At 59.8% G+C, this 22,726-nt stretch carries 18 protein-coding genes and 1 pseudogene; 15 read left to right on the forward strand and 4 right to left on the reverse strand.

The features are described 5' to 3' along the window. Positions 1-70: 70 nt before the first annotated feature. Entirely contained in the window at positions 71-1,042 is a 972-nt protein-coding gene (locus tag O3W47_RS05085; RefSeq protein ID WP_269313135.1) for a LacI family DNA-binding transcriptional regulator, read from the reverse strand. 484 nt (positions 1,043-1,526) lie between these two features. Between O3W47_RS05085 and O3W47_RS05090 the strand changes: the two genes are divergently transcribed. The 11 genes and pseudogenes from O3W47_RS05090 to O3W47_RS05140 all read left to right on the forward strand — a co-directional run bounded on the left by O3W47_RS05090 (position 1,527) and on the right by O3W47_RS05140 (position 15,447). Further along, the gene (locus O3W47_RS05090) at positions 1,527-1,796 is read left to right on the forward strand and encodes an acyl carrier protein (protein ID WP_127755442.1); all 270 of its coding nucleotides are present in this window, start codon (positions 1,527-1,529) and stop codon (positions 1,794-1,796) included. Positions 1,797-2,137: 341 nt separating this feature from the next. Next, positions 2,138-3,153, forward strand: a pseudogene (locus tag O3W47_RS05095) (substrate-binding domain-containing protein). A gap of 70 nt (positions 3,154-3,223) precedes the next feature. Beyond that, on the forward strand, positions 3,224-4,744 hold the full coding sequence (locus O3W47_RS05100) for a sugar ABC transporter ATP-binding protein (RefSeq protein ID WP_269313136.1): 1,521 nt from the start codon (positions 3,224-3,226) through the stop codon (positions 4,742-4,744). Positions 4,745-4,756: 12 nt separating this feature from the next. After that, positions 4,757-5,758 (forward strand): ABC transporter permease, encoded by a 1,002-nt coding sequence (locus O3W47_RS05105; protein WP_035264951.1) that lies wholly within the window; start codon positions 4,757-4,759, stop codon positions 5,756-5,758. 41 nt (positions 5,759-5,799) lie between these two features. Continuing rightward, entirely contained in the window at positions 5,800-6,774 is a 975-nt protein-coding gene (locus O3W47_RS05110) for a sugar-binding transcriptional regulator (RefSeq protein WP_162936886.1), read from the forward strand. Then, positions 6,771-7,769 (forward strand): aldo/keto reductase, encoded by a 999-nt coding sequence (locus O3W47_RS05115; RefSeq protein WP_269313137.1) that lies wholly within the window; start codon positions 6,771-6,773, stop codon positions 7,767-7,769. Before O3W47_RS05110 ends, O3W47_RS05115 begins: the two co-directional genes overlap by 4 nt. Before the next feature lie 120 nt (positions 7,770-7,889). Further along, positions 7,890-9,614, forward strand: coding sequence for a glycerol-3-phosphate dehydrogenase/oxidase (locus O3W47_RS05120; protein ID WP_174022893.1), 1,725 nt, complete (start codon positions 7,890-7,892; stop codon positions 9,612-9,614). Between the two features lie 2 nt (positions 9,615-9,616). Next, the gene (locus O3W47_RS05125; protein ID WP_269313715.1) at positions 9,617-10,459 is read left to right on the forward strand and encodes a class I fructose-bisphosphate aldolase; all 843 of its coding nucleotides are present in this window, start codon (positions 9,617-9,619) and stop codon (positions 10,457-10,459) included. Continuing rightward, the gene (locus tag O3W47_RS05130) at positions 10,452-11,951 is read left to right on the forward strand and encodes an FGGY-family carbohydrate kinase (RefSeq protein WP_167857045.1); all 1,500 of its coding nucleotides are present in this window, start codon (positions 10,452-10,454) and stop codon (positions 11,949-11,951) included. The genes O3W47_RS05125 and O3W47_RS05130 overlap by 8 nt, the downstream gene beginning before the upstream one ends. A 273-nt stretch (positions 11,952-12,224) precedes the next feature. After that, positions 12,225-14,429, forward strand: coding sequence for a methyl-accepting chemotaxis protein (locus O3W47_RS05135; RefSeq protein ID WP_269313138.1), 2,205 nt, complete (start codon positions 12,225-12,227; stop codon positions 14,427-14,429). Between the two features lie 112 nt (positions 14,430-14,541). Beyond that, the gene (locus O3W47_RS05140) at positions 14,542-15,447 is read left to right on the forward strand and encodes a LysR substrate-binding domain-containing protein (protein WP_059757973.1); all 906 of its coding nucleotides are present in this window, start codon (positions 14,542-14,544) and stop codon (positions 15,445-15,447) included. Positions 15,448-15,510: 63 nt separating this feature from the next. Here the strand turns inward: O3W47_RS05140 and O3W47_RS05145 are convergent, their stop codons facing one another. Beyond that, positions 15,511-16,203, reverse strand: a complete 693-nt coding sequence (locus O3W47_RS05145; RefSeq protein WP_059757970.1) for an SDR family NAD(P)-dependent oxidoreductase — start codon at positions 16,201-16,203, stop codon at positions 15,511-15,513. A gap of 10 nt (positions 16,204-16,213) precedes the next feature. Next, positions 16,214-17,416: a pyridoxal phosphate-dependent aminotransferase gene (locus O3W47_RS05150; RefSeq protein ID WP_035225097.1), complete on the reverse strand. Its 1,203-nt coding sequence runs from the start codon at positions 17,414-17,416 to the stop codon at positions 16,214-16,216. A 448-nt stretch (positions 17,417-17,864) separates the two neighbouring features. Here O3W47_RS05150 and O3W47_RS05155 point away from each other — a divergent pair, with 448 nt between their 5' ends. The 4 genes from O3W47_RS05155 to O3W47_RS05170 are packed head-to-tail and all read left to right on the forward strand — an operon-like array spanning position 17,865 to position 21,794. Then, the gene (locus O3W47_RS05155) at positions 17,865-18,779 is read left to right on the forward strand and encodes an ABC transporter permease (protein ID WP_245482971.1); all 915 of its coding nucleotides are present in this window, start codon (positions 17,865-17,867) and stop codon (positions 18,777-18,779) included. Continuing rightward, the gene (locus O3W47_RS05160) at positions 18,776-19,579 is read left to right on the forward strand and encodes an ABC transporter permease (RefSeq protein ID WP_035225090.1); all 804 of its coding nucleotides are present in this window, start codon (positions 18,776-18,778) and stop codon (positions 19,577-19,579) included. Before O3W47_RS05155 ends, O3W47_RS05160 begins: the two co-directional genes overlap by 4 nt. Positions 19,580-19,604: 25 nt before the next feature. Beyond that, positions 19,605-20,681, forward strand: a complete 1,077-nt coding sequence (locus O3W47_RS05165) for an ABC transporter substrate-binding protein (RefSeq protein ID WP_035225087.1) — start codon at positions 19,605-19,607, stop codon at positions 20,679-20,681. Positions 20,682-20,690: 9 nt separating this feature from the next. Beyond that, a complete protein-coding gene (locus tag O3W47_RS05170) occupies positions 20,691-21,794 on the forward strand; it encodes an ABC transporter ATP-binding protein (protein ID WP_035225084.1) in 1,104 nt (367 codons plus the stop codon). 151 nt (positions 21,795-21,945) lie between these two features. Here the strand turns inward: O3W47_RS05170 and O3W47_RS05175 are convergent, their stop codons facing one another. Further along, the gene (locus O3W47_RS05175) at positions 21,946-22,713 is read right to left on the reverse strand and encodes a 5-oxoprolinase subunit PxpA (RefSeq protein ID WP_269313139.1); all 768 of its coding nucleotides are present in this window, start codon (positions 22,711-22,713) and stop codon (positions 21,946-21,948) included. Between the last annotated feature and the right edge of the window lie 13 nt (positions 22,714-22,726).

A 22,726-nucleotide genomic window follows, 5' to 3' on the forward strand; every position in this document is an offset into this window, starting at 1 on the left:
TGAGTTGGGCCTCGAGTTGGGGAGGCAAGCGTTTCGCCCGCCACGATGTCGCAGCCCAGCAATATCTGCTTTATGGGGCCGGGGGGCTGGTGAGGGTCTCGACCAGCATGGAAGTCGCCTGCCTGCCCATTTCTTCGCGGGGGATGGCATAGGAGGTGAAGACGCGCTGTAACCGAAGCGTATGCGTGCGGGTGCCGCTGCCCAGCACCACGATGGAAAGATCGGCGGGGACGCTCACCCCCTGGGCACGGGCATGATTGTCGAAGACCACCGCTTCTGCCACCTCGGCAAAAAAAACGACGCTTGCTCCGCTGGCGCGAACGGCAGCCAGTTGCTCGGCCGGATCGCCATTTTCACTTTCGTGGGAATAGACCAGCTCCGCCGCGCCCTCTATTGCGGCGAGAAAACCACGCCAGCGATCGCTGATGGATTCCGCCGGACCCGTCGCACCGATAAAGGCGAAACGGCGATGGCCAGCTGTAAGTGCTTCTCGGACAAGAGCATGCGTGGCTGTCACGTAATCCGCGCCAACATAACGCACGGGCCCGCCGGCATCGTCACGACGGCCGACTGCGACGTAAGGGTAGTCACCGGCAACCAGCTGGGCCAGCTCATCACGATCGAACTGGCTGCCCAGAATGAGGCATCCGTCGGCCAGTCGAAGCCGACCTGTTTCCCCGAAGATGCGCTTGCGGCCGTTATCGTCGCGCGCCGCAGCCGTCATCAGCAGAAGATCGTAGCTCAACCTTTCCGCTTCCTCCTCTATCCCCATCAGGAAAGGCGTGTAGAAATCCGCCTGCGCAATCGGGAAAGCCGGCTGATAGGTGAAAACACCCAGAATCCGGTTGGCGCCCTTGACCATGCTGCGCGCGATGGGGTCCGCCACATAACCGGTGTCGCGAATGGCCTTCAGCACACGCTCCCGCGTTTCAGGCGGAATGCGACCTTCAGCGGATTTCGCTTCGTTGAGCACGAGCGAAACCGTTGCCTGGCTGACCCCAGCGAAGATCGCAATGTCCCGTTGCGTCACACGCCTAACCATCGAAACCTCGTTTTCTGCGGCTGCTAATTCGTATTAGCTGCTTATGCGTATAAACAAGGTTTGCGAGGGGATGTCAAGAGTGAGGTGCTCCACGATGATGTGTTGGTTCCGGCACATGCAATCCAGCGTCCGCGGGGGCCCTCACCAGCAGACAGTCTTTCCCAGATATTTCGCTTAGGGCAGGATGAAACATGGCCATCCATGTCACCGGAGTGCGCCTGCGAGCCGGATACAATTCATGAAAACCGGAAAAGTTCCGAGACAGAGAGCGGTCTAAAAGCCGGTTACGGGCAACAATAAATTACAAAATCTTCATTGCAGGTCACTCATTCCGGAGCTTAGATTTTATCGGGGGGAGAAATGAGAGAGCAATGTCGAACCTGGGTAGCCTCACATCCCTTTTTGTCTTCGCGACAGGCATTTTCGCCTTCTATCGATGGATGACGGATGGCATCGGCACGGAAAACAGGAAGTCGGAATCGAGATGGTGAGTTTTTCGGTCCCGACAGACACCGCAGTATCCGAGATAAGAAAACGGGTGGCAAAAATCATCGGCGAACAGCTCGGGATAGCTGATGATAAAATAGTCGATACAGCTGATTTTTCCGAAGATCTGAATGCTGATTCGCTTGAGGTCGTTCAGATCGTCATGGAGATCGAAGAGGAATTTGGCATCGAAATTCCCGATGCTGCCGCAGACAGTCTTTCCACTGTCGGTGATGCCATTCGCTTCATTCAGCTGGCAACGACTTAGTCGATCCGGAAAGGGCGCGTTCGATATGGCGATAATCCATCCCTTCATATACTTTCTTCCCGCCGTCGTCGGCACCTATGTCCTCTATAAATTCATCCTCTATTTGCTCGGCGCCGATTAGGCGCCGGTCACCGCGTCCGCGCCTTTCGGCCCCGGTTTGTGTTCAAGCTCCCCAATCAGAAGGCTCCTTCACCATACCAACCGAAATAAATTTCACACTATAAAATAAAATTCAAACAGCATTGACGGCTGCTCGGTTTCCGGCTATCCCAATTCACATGCAATAAATTACATCGAATAAAATTTATTGCGGACTAAGTCATTGTCCTTGGGAGGGGAATATGTTGGCTTTTCTGAAATCGACCGCTGCCGCGGGTGTTTTAGCCGTGGCGATTGCCGCTGGTGCCGGTTCGCAGGCCACCGCGGCTGCCGGCAAATTTGCCTGCGAGCCGGGTGAGACCTATGTGATGAACGTCATGGTTTCCAGCCACCCCTATTGGGTGCCGGTCTTCGAGGGGTTTAAGCAGGCCGCAAAGGCGCTCGGCTGCGAGGCCGTTTTCACCGGCACCCCGGAATACGACATCACCAAGCAGATCGCATCTTTCGAGCAGGAGCTGGTGAAGAAGCCGAAGGGCATCCTGCTGCACCCGATGCAGGCCGATCCATTTATTGAACCGATCAACAAGGCGATCGGCTCCGGCGTTTCGGTGACGACTTTTGCGGCGGATTCTCCGAAGTCGAAGCGCACCGCCTACATCACCTCGGACAATGTCGCCGAGGCGAAATTCGCGGCCGATGAAATCGTCAAGAAACTCGGCGAAAAAGGCGAATATGCCGTTCTGGAAAATCCCGGACAGAGCAACCACGATCTGCGCGTCACCGCCCTCATCGACTATATGGGGCGCACCTATCCGCAGATGAAGCTCGTCGGCCGCCAGGCGACCAATCAGGATGCGAATGTCGCCTATCAGGCGGTTGGCGCCCTGCTGCAGGCCAATCCAAATCTCGGAGCATTGTGGATACCCGAGGCCGGTTCGGCTGAAGGCGCGACCACCGCCGTTCTTGAGGCAAAAAGAAGGTCCTGATCCTGCATGCGGATATCACACCCGCGACGCTGGAACATATCAAGCAGGGCAATATCTACATGTCCATCAATCCCAATCAGGGCGTGCAGGGCTTCATGGGTTTCATGAACACGTTTCTGGGCGCCCATTCGGACCTGATCGACCCGTTCAACGACTACAAGGTTTCCGGCTTCAACCCGATGCAGGTTCCTTCGATGGACAATGGTTTCGCGGTCATCACCAAGGCGAACGCCGCTTCCTTCGATCTCAACGATTATATGAAGGGGCGCTGACGCGCCGCACTGGACCCGGCGAGGTTTGCGCCTCGCCGGCCACAAGGGGAAGCAGGTTCGGGAGGGCGTTATGGGTGAGGTCATCCTCAGCATGACGAATATTCACAAGGCGTTCGGCCCCGTGCGGGCGCTGCGCAATGCGGCGCTTGAGTTGCGGCGCGGCGAAATCCATGCGCTGGCGGGTGAAAACGGCGCCGGCAAGTCGACACTGATGCATATCATCGACGGTATTCTGCAGCCGGATGGCGGGGAAATCGTGCTGGATGGCAAATCGGTCAAGATATCCTCGCCCAATGCGGCGAACCGGCTCGGCATCGGTTTCGTGCATCAGGAGATCGCCCTCTGCCCGGAGATTTCGGTCGCCGAGAACATGTTTATGTCGCAGACGGGCCAAAGCCGATCATGGTTCATGAACTATCGCGATCTCGAAAAGCGGGCGGCAATTGTGCTGCGGGAAATCGGTGATATCGATCCCGCCCGCCGGGCCGGCGACCTGTCGATCTCGCAGCAGCAGATCGTCGAAATCGCCAAGGCGCTGACACTCGATTGCCGCATCCTTATCCTCGACGAGCCGACGGCGGCTTTGACCGAGACCGAGGCCCAGACCCTTTTCAGGATCATGCACCGGCTGGCGGAACGGGGCATTGCCATCGTTTATATCTCGCATCGTATGGCGGAGATTTTCGAACATTGCGACCGCATAACGGTCATGCGCGACGGCTGTCATATCAGGACGGAGAATATTGCCGATATTTCCCCGGAGGAGGTCGTCAACAGCATGGTGGGACGGGTGCTCGACAAGCTCTATCCGCCAAAACTTTCGGACGATGAAAAATCGGAGGACGTCATTCTCTCGGTTCGGGGCCTGAATGAAGGAAAGCGGGTTTTCGATGTCAATTTCGATCTGCGCCGCGGCGAAATCCTGGGGCTTGCCGGGCTGATCGGTGCGGGAAGAAGCGAGATCGCCCGCGCCGTTTGCCGGCTGGAGGGTAAGCCGAGAGGCGAGGTTACGCTGCGCGGCCGGCCGCTGAGACTCAAGGATTATCGCGACAGCATCCGCGAGGGGCTGGTCTATCTGTCCGAGGATCGCAAGGGGGACGGGCTTTTCCTCAATATGTCCATCGCCTCGAATGTCTCCGCGCTCGATATCGGCAGGGTATCGAACGGCATGGGCTTCATCGAACGGCGCAAGGAAACGAAGCGTGCCGATGAGCTGGGACGCCGCCTGAAACTTCGGGCGAACAGCGTCGGCGATGCGGTATCGACGCTGAGCGGCGGCAACCAGCAGAAGGTGGCGCTGGCGAAAATGCTGTCGGTGGAGCCGGAGGTCATCTTTCTGGACGAGCCGACACGCGGGGTGGATGTGGGGGCGAAGGCGGAAATCCATCGCCAGATCAGGGAACTGGCGCGTGAGGGGGTCGGTGTGGTCGTCATATCTTCGGAACTGCCGGAACTTATCGGCGTCAGCGACCGCGTGCTGGTCGTGCGCGAGGGTCGGATTACGGGTGAGGTCGAGGGCGACGACATGACGGAGGAAAAGATTATGCAGCTCGCATCGATCAATATTGTGCATAGCCCGGAAAGGGCCTGAGGGAGCGGGAAAATGGCAACATCGGAAACACCTTCGGGCATAGCTGAGACGGCGGTTCGCCGCACCGCCTGGTGGGAGCCGGCGCTCAAGGCGCGGGAAACCGGGCTGATCGTCATCATCCTCGCGCTTTTTGCGGTGATGTCCTTCATATCTCCGTATTTCCTGACCGTGGACAATCTGCGGGCCATGGCCATGGTCTTCGCCATCGAAAGCATCGTCGTGGTGGGCATGACGATCCTGCTGATCTCTGGCGGTATCGACCTTTCGGTCGGCTCCGTCACCGCACTTGCGATGGTGGCGGCTGGCTGGCTATTCCTCAATGGCGTCGACCCATGGGTGGCGGCGGGGCTGGCGATCTGCCTTACGACCTTGATCGGCATGGCCATGGGATTCCTGACGACGGTGATCGGCCTGCATCATTTCATCGTGTCGCTGGGCGTCATGGTAATTGCGCGCGGTGTGTGCCTGCTGGCGACGGGTGGGCGCCCGCTCGGCCTCTATTCCCTGCCGCCGGAATTCAAGTTCATCGGTCAGGGCGCGCTTGGCGGCATTCCGCTGGTGCTGATCATCTTCGCGGTGGTGGTTGTTGCTTTCGATCTGCTGCTGCGGCGCACGACCGCCTTCCGCAAGGTGTTCTATACCGGCAGCAATCCCAAGGCCGCGGCCTATTCCGGCATCCGCGTCGGCCGGGTGGTGTTTGCCACCACCACGCTTTGTTCGATGTTGTGCGGTGTTGCAGGCGTTATCTACATGGCCCGCTTCGGCTCTGCCCAGCCCAGCTTCGGCGTCGGCATGGAACTTAATGTGATTGCGGCGGCGGTCATCGGCGGCGCGAGCCTTTCGGGCGGCTCGGGCACCATTCTCGGCGCGATCCTTGGGGCGATCCTTCTTTCGGTGGTTTCCAGTTCGCTTGCCTTGCTCAATGTGTCTGTCTACTGGCAGGACATCATCAGGGGCAGCATATTGCTGACTGCGGTCCTGTTCGACCACTATCTGGTCAGGCGCCGCCGTTGAACGCCCTTCGCTCGCCCGAGGGTAACTGGAGAAAGACGACCATGCTGGATATCAAGGACGATTTCGATCAACAGAGACAGATGTATTCCGTCCTGGTGCTGCATTTCATCGAGGGTGTGAAGCAGTCGGAAATCGCCGAGCGGCTCAATCTTTCCCATACCAAGGTAAACCGCATGATTGCGGCCGGCCGCAAGGCGGGCATGGTGAAGATCACCATCGCCAGCCCCTATCAGAGGCTGGTGGACCTCGAAAACGAGATCACCCGCCGTTTCGGCCTCAGGCAGTCGGTAGTGACGCCGACGGTCTCCGATAATCCGGAAACCGCCTTGCAGATGGTGGGTCGGGTGGCCGCCAACCACTTGCTGGAGACCATTCGTGACGGTGACGTGATTGCGATTACCGGCGGCAAGGCGGTGAGTGCCGTTGTCGACAATCTGGAGGCGGAGCGTCGTTTCGATGTGCGGGTGGTGCCGCTGACCGGCGGTGTGCAGGGCAAGCACTATACGGATGTCAATCATCTCGCCACGCAACTGGCGGAGAAACTCGGCGGCAGCGCGTCGCTCGTTCATGCACCGCTATTTGCCGAGGATGAGGAACAGCGCGATCTGCTGATGAATGTCGCATCGATACGCGAGGTCTTCGATCTGGCCCGGCAGGCGCAGGTGGCGCTGGTCGGCATCGGCTCCGTGGAGGCTCCGGGCTCCGGCTATTACGATCTTCTGCCGGATGCGGCCCGCGGCGGGCAGGCGCTGGTGGATGCGGGCATTGCCGGCGAGTTTCTCGCCCATCTCACCATGGCGGACGGACAGCTGGCGCGCATCGATCTCAACTCGCGCGTGGTGGCGCTGGACCCCGGGCAGCTTGCCCGGTGCCCGAATATCATCGGTGTGGCGGCAGGCGCCATCAAGGCCGGACCGGTGGCGGCCACGCTTGCCGGCCGCTATCTGACCTCGCTCGTCGTGGACGAGGCGATAGCCGGCTATTTATTGGATCATGAAGGAGGGGAGACCTCGTGACGGACAATGCAATATTGACCCGGACGATTGGCAGAAGCGGCATTAACGCATCCGCCGTGGGGCTTGGCACCTGGGCCATCGGCGGCTGGATGTGGGGCGGCACCGACGAGCGGCAATCCATTGCCGCCATCCAGGCCTCCATCGATGCCGGCATTTCCCTCATCGACACCGCACCGGCCTATGGCATGGGGCTTGCGGAAACCATCGTCGGCAAGGCAATTGCCGGCAGGCGCGACAAGGTAGTGCTGGTCACCAAATGCGGGCTGGTCTGGCATGTGAATGAGGGTGCCTATTTCTTCCATCAGGATGGCAAGCCCGTTCACCGTTACCTCGGCGCCGCTTCCATCCGGCACGAGGTCGAAGAGAGCCTGAAACGGCTCGGAACCGACTATATCGATCATTACGTGACCCATTGGCAGGACGCCACGACGCCGGTTGCCGAGACGGTCGGGGCTTTGGTGCGGCTGAAAGAGGAGGGGAAGATCCGCTCCATCGGGGCAAGCAACGTCTCGCCCGGCGATCTCGAAGCCTATATCGCCACCGGCGCGCTGGATGCCATTCAGGAAGAATATTCCATGGTGAAGCGCGACATCGGGACGACGCTGCTGCCGCTTTGCCGAAAGAATGATGTCTCGGTCCTCAGCTATTCGTCGCTGGCGCTCGGTCTCCTCTCGGGCAAGGTCGGGCCTGAGCGGGTCTTTGCGGAGGATGACCAGCGCCACGGCAATCCGCGCTTCAGCCAGGCGAACCGTCAGAAAATCGCGCGGTTGATGGGTGTGCTGGAACCGGTGGCGGCCGCCCACGGGGCGTCGGTCGCGCAGGTGGTGATCGCCTGGACGATTGCCCAGCCGGGCATAACATTCTCGCTGTGCGGCGCGCGCGATCCGGCTCAGGCGGTTGAAAACGCCGCAGCGGCACGTCTCCGCCTCACGCAGAATGAGCTGGCACTCATCAGCGCCGGTGTCGCGGAGCATCTTGTGGGGCTCGATAGCTGATTATGTAGGCTGAGACGGGACTTCAGGCGAACAGCGCATCATTTTCGTCCCGTCTCTCACGTCGCTTTAAACGGTCAACAACATTGGGACGCTGGTCATCCGCCAGCGAACGGTACTTCTATGCCCAGTTTTCGCGAGGACGCTCTGCGCCGTATCCGGCTCGATGGTGATTTCGATGCCGTCGTTATCGGCGGCGGCATCAACGGAATTGCCGCCTATCGCGATCTCGCCTTGCAGGGGCTGCGTGTGCTGCTGGTGGAGCGCAACGATTTCTCCTCAGGCTGCAGCGCAGCACCCTCACGCATGATCCATGGCGGCCTGCGTTATCTCGAAAACGGTGAATTCGGCCTCGTGGCAGAATCTTTGCGGGAGCGGGATGCGCTTCTCAGGCTCGCGCCGCATATGGTTCATCCGCTGCCGACCACGATCCCGATCTTTTCGACTTTCAGCGGCCTGTTCAATGCGGCGGCAACTTTTGCCGGTTCCGGCGGAAAACCCGCAAGCCGGGGCGCGCTCGCCATCAAGGCGGGTCTGTTGCTCTATGATTTCGTCACCCGCAAAAACCGTATCCTGCCCCGTCACGCCTTTCGCGGTGCGCCCGGGACTTTGCAGCATTGGCCGGATTTGGCGCCGGAGATCAGATATTCGGCCACCTATTACGATGCGTGGATCAGCCAGCCCGAACGGCTGGCTCTGGAGCTTCTGATCGACACCCGTGCCGATGCGCCGCAAAGCATTGCGCTCAACTATGCGGAGCTTGTCCGTCTCGGCGGCGAGTATCGTATTCGACTGGAGGGCGTGGATGAAGCCCTGCCCATCCGCCCAAGGATCATTGTTAATGCGACCGGCGCATGGATCGACGAGACGATTGGCGCACTGGCTGCACCCCCGGCGGCGGAGACAGCAAAACCGACGGTCTCCGGAACCAAGGGATCGCATCTGATCATCGCCAACGAGGCGCTTTTGAAGGCCCTGAACGGCCATATGATCTTCTTCGAGAATGACGATAATCGCGTCTGTATCCTCTTTCCCTATCTCGGCCGGGTTCTCGCAGGCTCGACCGATATCAAGGTGGATCGCCCCGAGCGGGTGCGCTGCGAGCCCGAGGAGCGGGATTATATTCTGGACGCGATCCGGCAGGTCTTTCCGCAGATTGCCATTACCCATTCCGACATTGTTTTCAGTTTCAGCGGCATACGTCCGCTGCCGCGCAGCGATGCCGCCTTTACCGGAAGAATTTCCCGCAGCCATTTCATCCACCGCGTCGCGGGCGATCCGCCGCAGCTCTGCATGATCGGCGGCAAGTGGACCACTTTCAGGGCTTTCGGCGAACAGGTGACCGACGAGGTTCTGGCCTTTCTTGGCCGCAGACGGCTGACCGGCACCATGGACCGCCCGATCGGCGGCGGCAGGAATTTTCCCACCGGCGCCAGCAGCCTGCCCGCCTTGCTGTCGGAGGAGTTTTCGATTGCCGGAGACCGGGCGGAGCATCTGGCTCTGGCTTACGGCTCCCGTGCCTTCGATCTGATGGGTTTTTGCCGGGACCGTGCGGATGATGTGCGGCTTTCAGAAAAATCGCCGATCACGGCCGCGGAGGTGGTCTGGCTGATCCGCTTCGAACACGTGCGCCACCTGACCGATCTCGTCCTGCGGCGCACGACGCTCGCCATCACCGGCGTCATCGATGCCGATCTGATCGACGCGATCCTCGCCGTTGCGGCCCGCGAGCTAGGCTGGCCGGCCACCCAGGCGGCGGCGGAACGGCAGCGGCTTATCCATGAGCTGGAGACTTTTTACGGGGTCACGCCGGCAATGCTTCAACACAGATGCAAGGAGAATGTATGATGATGCGGATTTCGAAAAAGGCGCGCATGAACCGGCTGTTCCGTAATGGCGGTTGCCTGGATGTGGCCATCGATCACGGGGTTTGCAACGAGCCGAGCTTCCTCGTCGGGCTGGAGGATATGGCGCAGACCGTGAACAGGCTGGTCGAGGCCCGTCCCGACGCCATCCAGATGGCCTATGGGCAGGCGGATCTGCTGCAGCAGAGGCCGGAGCGCGACAAGCCGGCCCTCGTCATGCGTATCGACATGGGTAACCCTTACAATTCCACGCGCCACAGAACCATGTGGTCGCAGCTCCAGAACCATCAGGACCCGATCATCGGTGCGCTGGAAATGGACGCCGCCTGCGTCGTCGTGAACCTGTTCATGCTGCCGGATGAGCCGGAGCTGTTTCGTCAATGCGTCGAAAACATCAGCCGCGTGCGGGCAGATTGCCATCGTTTCGGCATGCCGCTGATGATCGAGCCGCTGGTGATGCTGCCGAATGATGTGCGCGGCGGTTATCAGGTGGATGGCGACGCCGAAAAGATCGTCACGCTGGTGCGTCTTGCCTCGGAAATGGGAGCCGATATCATCAAGGCCGATCCGACCAGCGATCCGCATGATTTTCACAAGGTGATCGAAGCCGCGCGGTGCCCGGTGCTGGTGCGGGGCGGGGGGCGTGAGGACTTGCGTAACGTGCTTACGAAATCGGCGGCTCTTATGGCCGAAGGTGCGAACGGGATGGTTTATGGGCGCAATATTTACCAGCACGACAATCCCAAGGCCGTCGTTGCGGCTTTGATGGCCATCATCCATCAGGGTGCGGGCGGTGAGGAAGCATGGGATATCTATAATCGTGGCTGACAAAAATTACATATTGGGTCTCGACGTCGGGAACACGGTCATCAAGGCCGTGCTGTTCGACACGGAAGGCCGGCAGGTTGCGCAACATGCTATCGACGGACAGTCGACATTCCCCCAGCCCGGCTATGTCGAGCGCGATCTCGAGGAGTTGTGGCGGAACGGCTGCGAGGCGATCCGCCAGCTTCTGGTGAAATCGTCCGTCGATCCCCGCAGCATCCTGGCCGTGGGCTGCGCCGGCCATGGCAATGGTCTTTACCTTCTGGACAGGGACCGGCAGCCTCTGATCGGCATCCAGTCGCTCGACAGCCGTGCCGCCGATGTGGCGGCCGAGCTTGACCGGAAAAGCGGAACGCAATTGCAGGCCCGTTGCCTGCAACGGCCATGGCCTGCGCAAACACCCAGCCTTCTGGCCTGGGTGAAGCGACATGCACCTGATCTTTATGCCCGGACCGGTACGGTCCTGTTCTGCAAGGATTTCGTCAATTTTCGCCTGACGGGGTGCCTTGCCAATGATATTTCCGATCTCAGCGGCGCGGGGCTGCTTGCCTTGCCGGAAGCGCGGCTCGACCGCGAGCTTCTGTCACTTTACGATCTTGAGGACGCGTTCGCGTTTTTCCCCCGTCGCGTGGAATCGGCTGACATCGTCGGCCATGTGACGGGCGAGGCTGCGGCGATGACGGGGCTGTCCGAAGGCACGCCCGTCATCGGTGGTTTCTTCGATGTGGTTTCCAGCGCCATGGGGTCGGGGGTCATCAATGCCGGGGAAGCGTCCATCATCGCCGGCACCTGGAGCATCAATCAGGTTTTCGCGGACAGGCCGGTCATCAGTCCCGATGTCTTCATGGTCACCACCTTCGGCCGTGACCGCTATGTCAATATCGAATCCAGCGCCACCTCCGCCGCCAACCTCGAATGGTACGTGCACCGTGTTCGCGGCGACCATGGCGACCATGCCTTCGAGCGCTGCAACGAATTGGTTGGCTCCGTCTCACCGCGCGCCGACGATCCGTTCTTCCATCCGTTCATTTTCGGCTCGCGGCTGGGTGCGGAATTTCGCGGCGGCTTTTACGGCCTAGCGGGATGGCACGGCGAAGGTCACATGTTGCGGGCCCTGTTCGAAGGGGTGTGTTTCGAACATCGCCGCCATATCGGCGTCCTGCGCGAAGCTGGGCTGCCGGTGGAAAGCGCCGTGATGTCCGGCGGCGGTTCCCGCAGCCAGCATTGGCCGCAGATCATGGCGGATGTTCTGGAAATTCCGCTGCGTGTCGCGGAGGCCCGCGAGACGGGCGCGCTCGGCGCGGCCATTGGCGCGGCCGTGGCGATTGGGCTTTATCCTGATTATGAGGAGGCGGTTGCGGCGATGACACGGGTTGCGAATGCTTACCGGCCGGATGCTGCGCAAGTCTCGCATTATGGGCGGCGCTATGGTCTCTATGCAGAATTGACCGCGCAGTTGCGTGGCTTCTGGAGCGCTTTGCGGTTACCGCAATAGTCTCCGGCGTCGGTAGAGCGCAATCGCTCGCCTCATCCCTGCGCAGAGCGAAAGTATCTGTGCAGGGAGTGAGGATATCGCGCAATAGTTTGTATATACTTCAATATTGCAACTTTATAAAGTATTGATGTTTGTTTATGGCGCTTGGAAAACAGAATTGAAAGTAAATTTTAAACATAACCTCTTAAGCTCACCCTCCAGCCCGGTCGCCAACAGTTGCGCACGCACCCGTAACTCGCGCCACCGTCGCAGCATAGTTTTGGGGGATGGGACATGCTTTTTAAATCGACAACGGGTCGGAATATTTTTGCGGTTGCCGCATGCGGCGTCTTTGCGACGATCGCGGCCTCGGCCGTGCTGTTTTATCGGTCCATTGAGGATACCAGGGCCAACAGTCTCGAGCGTATGCGGCAGATCGCCCATAGCGAAGCCCTGGCGACCGAAAAGAATATCGGCGGCACGATCCATATCGTCAACAGCCTCGCCTCGGTTCTGGAATCGATGAAGCAGTCAGGCGATGCCGACCGGGGTAAGGCCGATCAGATCATTCATCACATGCTGGCAAACAACCCCGATGTGCTCGGTCTCTGGACCGGATGGGAGCCAAATGCGTTTGACGGCAAGGATGCGGATTTCGCCAACAGGGAGGGGCATGACGCGACCGGCCGGTACATACCCTATTGGGTGCGCAGCGGCGGCAAAATAAGCAATACCGCTTTGACCGATTATGCCACCGCAGGCCCGGGCGATTATTATCAATTGCCCTTCACCCTGAAGAAAACGGTCGTCGTCGAGCCCTATTCCTATGCAATCGACGGCAAGGAAGTGCTGATTACCTCGATCGCCAAGCCGGTTATGGTTGATGGCAAACCTCAGGGGGTTGCCGGCCTCGACCTGTCGCTCGATGAAACAAGCAAGGCGCTTTCGGCGGTGAGGCCTATGGGAACGGGTTTCGTCAGTCTCGTCAGTGGCGGCGGCAAGATCATCAGTCATCCGGATGCGGCGATCATGGGAAAAAGCCTCGCGGATGGCGGTGCGCAGACCGCTGGCTGGGACCAGCTGATTGCAAATCCCGGTGCTGAGCGCGAGATCACCGCACAGGATGGAACGGCATCCTTCGCCATCGCCTTGCCCGTCATGCTTACCCAGGACATGAAATGGTACGCAATCATCTCGGTGCCGGAAGAAACGGTGTTTGCGCAGCTGCATGCCATGATGCGTGACGCCGCTTTGACCATCGTGACGGCCACCGTACTGCTGGCGCTGGCGGGATGGTTCATCGCGCGGCGTTTCATCGGGCGTATCGCAAACATCATCGATGAGACCGCCAAGATTGCACAGGGAAATCTTCATCTGACATTGAAGGATATCGGGACAAGGGACGAAATCGGCGATCTTGCCCGCTCTCTCGATGTTCTGCGCGAAAACAATCGGCAGAAGGCCTCGCTGGAACAGCAGGCCGAGACCAACCGCACGCTTGGTGAAGAGGAGCGTGCGGCCCGGGAACGCAGGGCCGCCGATGAGGCGGGCAGCATCCGCTTTGCCGTCGACAGCCTGGCTTATGCACTGGCGAAGCTCGCTGACGGCGACCTGTCCTGCCGTATCGACAATCCCTTTGTCGAGCAGCTCGACGCGGTGCGTGGCGATTTCAACGGCTCGGCCGGGAAATTGCAGGACGCGCTTCTGCGGGTATCGGAAAACGCTTCCGGCATCGACGCCGGCGCCAATGAAATCAAGGCGGCGTCCGATGATCTGGCGCGGCGGACGGAGCAGCAGGCTGCGGCCGTTGAAGAAACCGCTGCGGCCCTTGAAGAGATTACGACAACGGTAAAAGACGCCGCGAACCGTGCGCATGAGGCGGGCCGGCTGGTTTCCCGCACACGCATCGGTGCGGAACGGTCGGGTGAGGTCGTGCGCCAGGCCGTGATGGCGATGGAGCGGATCGAGAAATCGTCGAACGAGATTTCCAGCATCATCGGCGTGATCGATGAGATCGCATTCCAGACGAATTTGCTGGCGCTGAATGCGGGGGTGGAAGCGGCACGTGCCGGGGAGGCGGGCAAGGGTTTTGCCGTGGTGGCGCAGGAAGTGCGGGAGCTTGCCCAACGCTCCGCCGCTGCGGCAAAGGAAATCAAGTCGCTGATCACCAAGTCGAACCAGCAGGTCGAAGAGGGCGTGCATCTGGTGGGCGATACCGGCAAGGCGCTCGATGTCATCGTTGCCGAAGTGCAGGAGATCAACCAGCACGTCGCCGCGATCGTGGAATCGGCGCAGGAACAATCGTCCGGCCTCCAGCAGATCAACGTCGCCGTAAACCAGATGGATCAGGACACGCAGAAAAATGCCGCGATGGTTGAGGAGATGACGGCCGCTAGCCACACGCTGGCAACGGAGGTCGATGCGCTGAACCGGCTGCTCGGCCAGTTCGAACTCGGTCAGGGAACAGGTGTCCATCGGGAGTCTCTGAAGGCGGCCTGAGCGGCCGTGCCCATCTGCGCTAGTGGGCACGGCGGGGAAATGGAAGATGGACTTTGTCTGCAAATTGAGCATCTTATTTCCTGCAAGCAAGTAATGGGATGATCAACAGCAGATGGATATCAGGCGCCTGAAATCGTTTATCACGATTGTCGACATGGGTAGCATAACCAGAGCGGCCGATGTGCTGCATATTGCCCAGCCGGCGCTCAGCCAGCAGCTGGCAAGCATCGAGGAGCATTTCCGCCAGAAACTGCTGACCCGAAGCCAGCAGGGCGTCGTCATGACCGATGCCGGCAAGGTCGTCTACAGGCATGCCCAGGTGATTTTGCGGCAGATGGAGCAGGCGCAGGCGGAGGCGCTGGAAGCGGGTGCTGTGCTTTCCGGCAAGGTATCCGTGGGCCTTGCGCCCTTCAGCAGCGCCGCCACGCTTTCGCTGCGTCTGATGGAGGAAACCAAGCGGCTTCATCCCGGCATTCTGCTGCACATCACGGAAAGCGTCAGCCAGCCCTATAGCCAGATGATCATGAATGGTCGTCTGGAAATGGGTTTGATCCATGGCGTAGGGCCGATCCGGGGTGTCAAGTTCACACCGCTGTTGCGTGAGGAATTCGTTCTGGTCGTGCATCGCAGCTTCGGCGTGGAACCGGGCGATGCGCCGATCACGGTCGCCGATCTGGCGTTTTTACCCTTTCTTCTGCCGCCGACCTATAATTTCGTGCGCCGCGCCATCAATCTCGCCTTCACCCGCAGCCGCAAGGATCTGATCGTGATGGCGGAGCTGGAATCGGTAAGGACCATCGCGCGCGGCGTGGATGCCGGGCTTGGCGCGACCATAACGCCCAAGGCCATCGCCGACCGCATCGTGGCGGAATCCAATGAGGACATCGTCGTCCGGCAGATCGCCAGCCCGATGATCGAGGAAACGCTGTCCTTCTGCGTATCGGACAATACGCCGCTCTCCGAGCCCGCGCTTGCCGTGAAGGAGATATTGCTGCAACTGGCCGAGACCCTGAAATAAAAGGCTCAGACCGGTTCTAAAGCCACGCGCGGCACAGTCCTTCTGTACCGCGCGCAGAAAAGATCAAAGCATGGCTTCCTTGCGGCAGTTCACCAGCAATTCGGCCACCGAAAGGTTGTTGGGCAGGCGAAGCAGGGTTTCCACCATTTCGGCAAGATCTTCCGGCTGGGTCATGTCCTCGCGGCTGACTTCCGTTTCGCCGACGGTCATATCGGTTGCGATATAGCCAGGGCAAAGCGCGGTGGCGCGCACGCCGCTGTCCCACAACTCCTGCCGGATGCCGTGGGTGAGGGCGACAACGGCGAATTTCGTCATGGCATAACCCACATTCGACCCCACACGGCGTCCCGCCAGCGAAGCGACATTGATGACCCTGCCCTGTCCGGTTTTTACGAGGTGAGGAATGGCGGCGCGCGTGACCCTCAGCGGACCCTTGACGTTGATGCGCCACATCTGGTCGAGGCTTTCTTCACCCGCATCCATGACCCGGACTTTGGGGTTGATGCCGGCGCAATTCACCAGCCCGTCGATCCGGCCATATCTGGCGGCAACGGCCTCGACCCAGGCCTCCGCCGAACCAGCCTCTTCCGCATCGTAGCGATCGGCCGAAAGCCGGTCCTTCACCGCAACGGCGGCCGGATTTCGCGCTCCCGCCGCGACGGTGAAACCGGCTTCGTGAAGCCTTTTGGCGATCGCAAGGCCAAGGCCCCGCGATGCGCCGGAAACCATGATGACACGGCCACTTCCTCCCAACATGCTGTTCTCCCTATTTCATTCCATTGCAGAATTCGGCGATGCGGGCGCAGCCTTCGGCAAGGTTTTCCATGCTGGTGGCATAGGAAAGCCGGAAGAAGGGGCTGAGGCCATAGGCCGCGCCCTGCACTGTCGCAACATGATGTTCGGCGAGAAGCGCCATGACGAAATCGGTATCGTTCTCGATCTTCGTGCCGCCCTTCGTCGTCTTGCCGATCAGCGCGGCAATGTTCGGGAAGATATAGAATGCACCTTCGGGCTTGTGGCAGCGAAGCCCCTCGATTTCCGAAAGCTTGCCGAGCACGAAATCGCGGCGCGTCTTGTAGATATCGGCGCGCTCCTTCAGCAGATCCTGCGGGCCGTCGAGAACCGCGACGGCGGCAGCCTGCACGATGGTCGCGACACCGCCGCTGTTCTGGGTATTGACATTGCTGATGGCCTTGATGAGATCTTTCGGGCCGCCGCAGAAACCGAGACGCCAGCCGGTCATGGCATAGGCTTTCGATGCGCCGTTGACGGTCAGGACCCGATCGTAGAGGCGCGGCTCGACTTCGGCGATGGTGCAGAATTCGAAGTCGTCATAGATCAGGTGCTCATACATGTCGTCGGTCATGATCCAGACATGCGGATGCCGCAGCATGACCTCGGCGATTTCCTTCATTTCCGCGCGGGAGCAGGCGGCGCCCGTGGGGTTGTTGGGGAAGTTGAAAAGCAGCCACTTGGTCTTTGGGGTAATGGCGGCTTCGAGATCTTCGGCGCGCAGGCGGAAACCGTTATTCTCCGGGCAAACCACCGGCACCGGCACGGCGCCCGCGAACTTCACGATATCGGCATAGCTGATCCACGACGGCGCGGGAATGACGACTTCATCGCCCGGGTCGCAGGTGGCCATGATGGCGTTGAAGATGATCTGCTTGCCGCCGCCCGCCACCAGAATCTGGCTCGGATCGTAATCGAGATTATTGTCGCGCTTGAACTTCCGCTGGATCGCGGCCCGTAGCGCCGGCGTTCCGTCGGCGGGCGGATATTTCGTGTCGCCGGCAAGGGCCGCCGCATGCGCTGCTTCTACCGCGTGGGCAGGCGTCGGGAAATCCGGTTCGCCGGATGACAGGCTGATGACCTTGATGCCCTGAGCGGCGAGATCGCGCGCTTTCTGGGTCATGGCGAGCGAAGCTGACACGGTGACGTTGTTAAGGCGTTGGGCGATGGTGGGCATGGATTATTTCCGATTGTAACGGTGAAGACAGGCATCGTCGCGATGCCAGTGCATGACAAAGAGGTTACGGGAATTTTCCGCCGTTTCCCCAATACGACTTCGATGTGAGGTCATACGGGATTTTGATGCATCGCCGCCAAAATGGGGTGGGCAGTCCATATGCGTATGCGATGACCTCAGAGGAATAAAATATTATGCAGCCCGTCGGCTTAGCCCCTAAGCTTGGCGCAACAACAAGGGAACGACGCGTCGGGCAATGTTACCCAGAGAGGTAACCGGCGCGAAAATGCAGAAATATGCGACAGGCGCCAGCAAAAGACCGGATGCCTCGACAGGGAGCACACCCAGCAAATTCTAGTCATAGGGCCTGGACGATCTCGTTCGGCTCAAAGCGATGCCTCGTGCCGTATTCAACGCGACGGGAGTATAGATGTCGGATATTGCGATCATGGAACCACATGCCCCGCCACGTCGTGGAGTTTCCGGCTGGAAAGCCCTCGAGCGTCGGCTGTTTTCGCCCGGCATTCTCATCCTGCCGCTGCTGATCTTTCTGCTGATCTTTTTCTTCTGGCCTGCGGTTCGGCTGATGAGCTTCAGCGTCATGACCCAGAATTCACAAGGGCTGATCGGCTCCCCCTTCACGCTTGCCCATTATGTCAGGTTTTTCGAGGTCGATCTTTACCAGAAGGTGCTCTGGGCGACGATCCGCATCAGCCTGATCACCTCGGTTCTTGCGGCGATACTGGCCTATCCGGTCGCGACCGTTCTCGTGCGCGGCAATATCGTCACGACCCGTATCATTACACTGATCGTGATTGCGCCGCTGGCCGTCAGCGTCGTGGTGCGCGCCTATGGCTGGCAGCTCATTCTCGGCAACGGTCCGACCGGCCTTCTGAACTACGTGCTGATGAATCTGGGCATCATAGACAGTCCCATGACGCTGCTGTTTTCGGATGCCGCCGTCATTATCGGCTCCCTGCACATTTTCTTCCCGATGATGGTGCTGCCGCTGTCCTCGGCTCTCGGAAAGATCGATCCGAATCTGCAGCAGGCCGCCAGAACTTTGGGCGCGCCGACATGGAAAGTGTTCCTGCGGATCACCTTCCCGCTCAGTCTTCCCGGTCTGGTCGCGGGTTTCACGCTGGTTTTCTCTCTGGCCTCGGCATCCTACGTCATTCCCGCTCTGATCGGCGGTCCCGGTTCGCAGATGCTCGGCAACATGGTCGAACAGCAGGTTCTCGCGGTCTATGACTGGCCGTTCGGCGCCACCATCGCCACCATCCTCGTCTTCATCGTCATTCTGATCAACGCCGTCTCGATGCGGCTGCTCGGTGGGCGTCGTATCAAGGCAAGCGCGTCATGAACAACAAGCTGACCGGCACTTCCGCCATCGTCCTTTACGCGATCACCGCCGCCATGATGGTCTTCATCCTGGCTCCTATCATCCTCGTCGTCGCCATCTCGTTTTCCGACAGCTATTTCGTCACCTTCCCGCCGCAGGGTTTCACCTTCCGCTGGTATGCGGCGGTAATGCAGAACGAGGAATTTACCGCTGGCCTCACCTTCAGTGCGGCGCTGGCGGTGGCGACCACCATCCTTTCACTGGCGCTCGGTGTTCCCGCAGCCTTTGCGCTCTCACGAGGAAAGTTCATCGGCCGTTCGCTGATGAAGGGGCTGCTGCTTTCGCCGCTGATCTTTCCCGTGCTGGTGACCGGCCTGGCATTGCTGCAGCTCTTTTCCGGCTATGGCTGGATGGATACCAAGCTGAAGCTTCTGATCGCCCATACCGTTGTCACCTCGCCCTATGTGATCCGCACGGTGCTGACCAGCCTTCAGCTCGTCAATGTCAGCCTTGAGGAGGCGGCGCGCACGCTTGGCGCCACCCGCTGGAAAACTTTCACGCGGGTGATCTTTCCGCAGATCGCGCCCGGCGTCGCCTCGGGCTCGATCTTCTGCTTCATGGTTTCTTTCGACAATTATCCCGTTTCGATGTGGCTGGCGGATTCCGCGAACCTGCCCGTGCCCATCGTTCTCTATCGCCAGATCGGCACGGTCTTTGATCCTTCGGTCGCGACCATGTCCACCATCATCATCCTTCTGGCGGTGACCGTTGTGCTCGTCCTCGACAGGCTGGTGGGTCTGCGCCGGGCAATGGCTATGTAAATCAACAACAAGAGGGGTACCGGAAATGACAGACAAGACCATCATCATGAAACGGCGCAGTTTCCTGACAGTCACCGCAGGCGCGCTCGCCACACCCTATTTTTATACCGCGGCTTCCGCGCAGGACCGCACCATGTATGTCGGCGTCTATAATTCGGCGCAGGGCGGGCTGATCAAGAAGGAAGTCATCCCGGCTTTCGAAAAGGAATATAAATGCCGGGTGCTGACGACCGAAGGCGCGACGCTTGCCAATATCGCCACGCTGCGCGCCACCCGCGAAAATCCGCAATATAGCGTGATGTCGATGGACGATGTCGGCGTTCCGCAGGCCAAGGAGGAAGGCCTGATCGAGCAATTGCCGATGGACGAAATCCCCAACCTCAAGAATGTCTATTCGCGTTATCTTTTCGAAGACAATTTCGGCGTCGGTTTTGCGATCTCTATCGCCGGCCTGTTCTATAATCCGACGACGGGCAAGCCGTTCGAAAGCTACGAACAGATGTTCGACAAGAAATATGCCCGCCGCATGCTTCTCAACACACCGAAGAACACCCAGAGCGTGCTGATGCTGATGGTGGCGGCCGCCCTTGCGACCGGCAAGCCGCTGAAAGAGGCGCAATATGATACGGATGCCGGCTGGGCGAAACTCGCCGAGCTGAAGCCGAATGTGCTCTCGATCTATGACGCGGAAGCGCAGACGATGATGGTGGCGCAGGGCCAGGCGGATTTCGGCGGCATCGAATATTCCAAGGCGGTTTATCCGCACACCAAGAAGGGCGTGCCGCTGGACATGACCTTTCCGAAGGAAGGCGCATTCACCGGCATCAACTCCATCGCGCTGGTAAAGGGCGGACCGCACCGCGATCTCGCGCTTGCCTATATCAACCGCATCCTCGATCCGGGCGTGCAGAAGATGCTTTCGGAAGCGACACTGAGCGCTCCCTCCGTCAAGGGCATCGAGTTCGGCGCAGATACGGCAAAGTTCCTCGCTTATCCGGAAGCGAAGATGGAATCGCTCAACCTCTTCACGCCGGACTGGAAATACATCATCCCGCGCCGCGCCCAATGGCTCGAAAAATACAACCAGACCTTTAACGGCTGAGGAACGCTGATGAAATCCGTAGAAGTCCGCCTGGAAAGACTGACCAAGCATTACAGCGGTCAGGTCGTTGCCGTCGATGATGTTTCGCTTACCGTCAAGGCAGGGGAAATCCTGGCGCTTCTCGGTCCGAGCGGATGTGGGAAAACGACTTGCCTGCGCATGATTGCGGGGCTTGTCGATCCCACCTCGGGTGAAATCGTGGTCGGCGGCAAGCCGACCACGCGCACCCCGGTTCACCGCCGCAATGTTGGCATGCTTTTCCAGAACTACGCCCTGTTTCCCCACATGACCGTTGCCGAAAACGTTGCCTTCGGTCTCGAGATGCGGGGTATCTCCAAGGCCGACCGGGAAGGGCGCGTTAAACAGGCGCTCGATCTCGTTCAGCTGCACGCCTTCGGTGATCGGCTGCCGGTGCAGCTTTCCGGCGGCCAGCAACAGCGTGTGGCGCTGGCGCGTGCGCTGGTGATCGAGCCTTCGATGTTGCTTCTGGACGAACCGCTCGGTGCGCTCGACAAGGGCCTGAGGGAAAGTATGCAGGTCGAGATCCGCAGCCTGCAGCAGCGGCTTGGTCTCACCACCATCATGGTGACCCACGATCAGGACGAGGCCCTGACCATGGCGGACCAGATTGCCGTGATGCGTGACGGCAATCTCGAGCAGATCGCACCAGCCGGCGAAATCTACCAGAAGCCGCTGACACGCTTCGTCGCCGGTTTCATCGGCGCCTCGAACTTCTTCGAGGCGAGCGTGGCGGAGCGCAATGGTCGTTCCGCAAGGCTGGTCACCGGTTCTGGCGTGCGGCTCGATGTCGAGGATATGGGGGCGGTTCAGGGCGACAAGGTCGTCGTCACCGTTCGCCCCGAAGCGATTTCGGTCTCACCGCTTGCGGTGGACGCAGGTGAAAACGCCAGCAATTCCACCACGGCGCGGGTGGAGCAGGTCGTTTATCGCGGTTTCATGCTGCATTACTATCTGCGTCTGGACAATGGCGAGCCGATGATCGCCTACCGGCAGACCCAGACGGAAGGCTTCACCAATGCCGTCAGCGCTGCCGGTGACCGGGTGAGACTGAGCTGGACGAGCGACAGCAATCACGTGATCCAGCTGAATTGATGATGTCGCGGCCGGGCCGCTCAGGCTGCCCGGCTGGCGACGGATCGAAATCCGTGCCGTATCCATAGCCGACAAAATTACGGCACCGCGCTCCTGAGATGGAATGCGGTGCCGTGCTTTTTGTGCTTCAGAATATGAGGCGTATGCCGCTTCAGGCGACCACTTCGCGAGCCGGCACGACGCTGCCGCCGCAGGCTTCCACTTCGCTGCGCACCGTGCGCGCAAGCTCAAGTGAACCGGGTGTGTCGCTATGAACGAGGATCGATCTGGCGCGAACGGGGATGGTCTCGCCCTCGATGGTCGTGACCGTGCCTTTTTCCAGAAACTGGCGCACCCGTGCGCGAACTTTTCCCTCTTCCTTGATGACCGAATTGGGCAGCTTGCGTGGCACGAGCTGGCCCTTCACATCATAAGCGCGGTCGGCGAGAAAGAGGTTGAGCACCTTCAGCCCGCAATCCAGAGCCGCCTTTTCGATCAGCATGTCCGGCATCGAAAAGACGATGAGATTGGGATCGACCGCCCTGATTTTTTTCATGATCCGATCCGCAAGCGCCGCATCGCGGTTGATCATGTTGCCCATGGCGGCATGGAAGCTGATATGGGAGAGCGCAACCTCCTGCGCCCGGGCAATCGCCGAGAGCGCGCCGAGCTGGTAGAGAACCTGCTGTTCCATTTCTTCAGCATCGACGGGAATTTCGCGGCGGCCAAAGCCGAGACGGTCGGCAAGGCCCGGATGGGCGCCCACACCAACGCCGTTCTGTTTGGCCAGACGCACCATGCGCGCCATCATTTCCGGATCGCCGGCATGGAAGCCGCAGGCGATATTCGCCGAAGAGACGACTTCCATAAGCTTCTCGTCGTCGCAGACCTTATAGACGCCGAAACCTTCGCCCATATCGGAATTAACATCGATCTTCATGGTTCCCTCTCCT

Origin of the sequence: Agrobacterium sp. LMR679 (assembly GCF_027157905.1) — a bacterium.
Lineage (GTDB): Bacteria > Pseudomonadota > Alphaproteobacteria > Rhizobiales > Rhizobiaceae > Agrobacterium > Agrobacterium leguminum.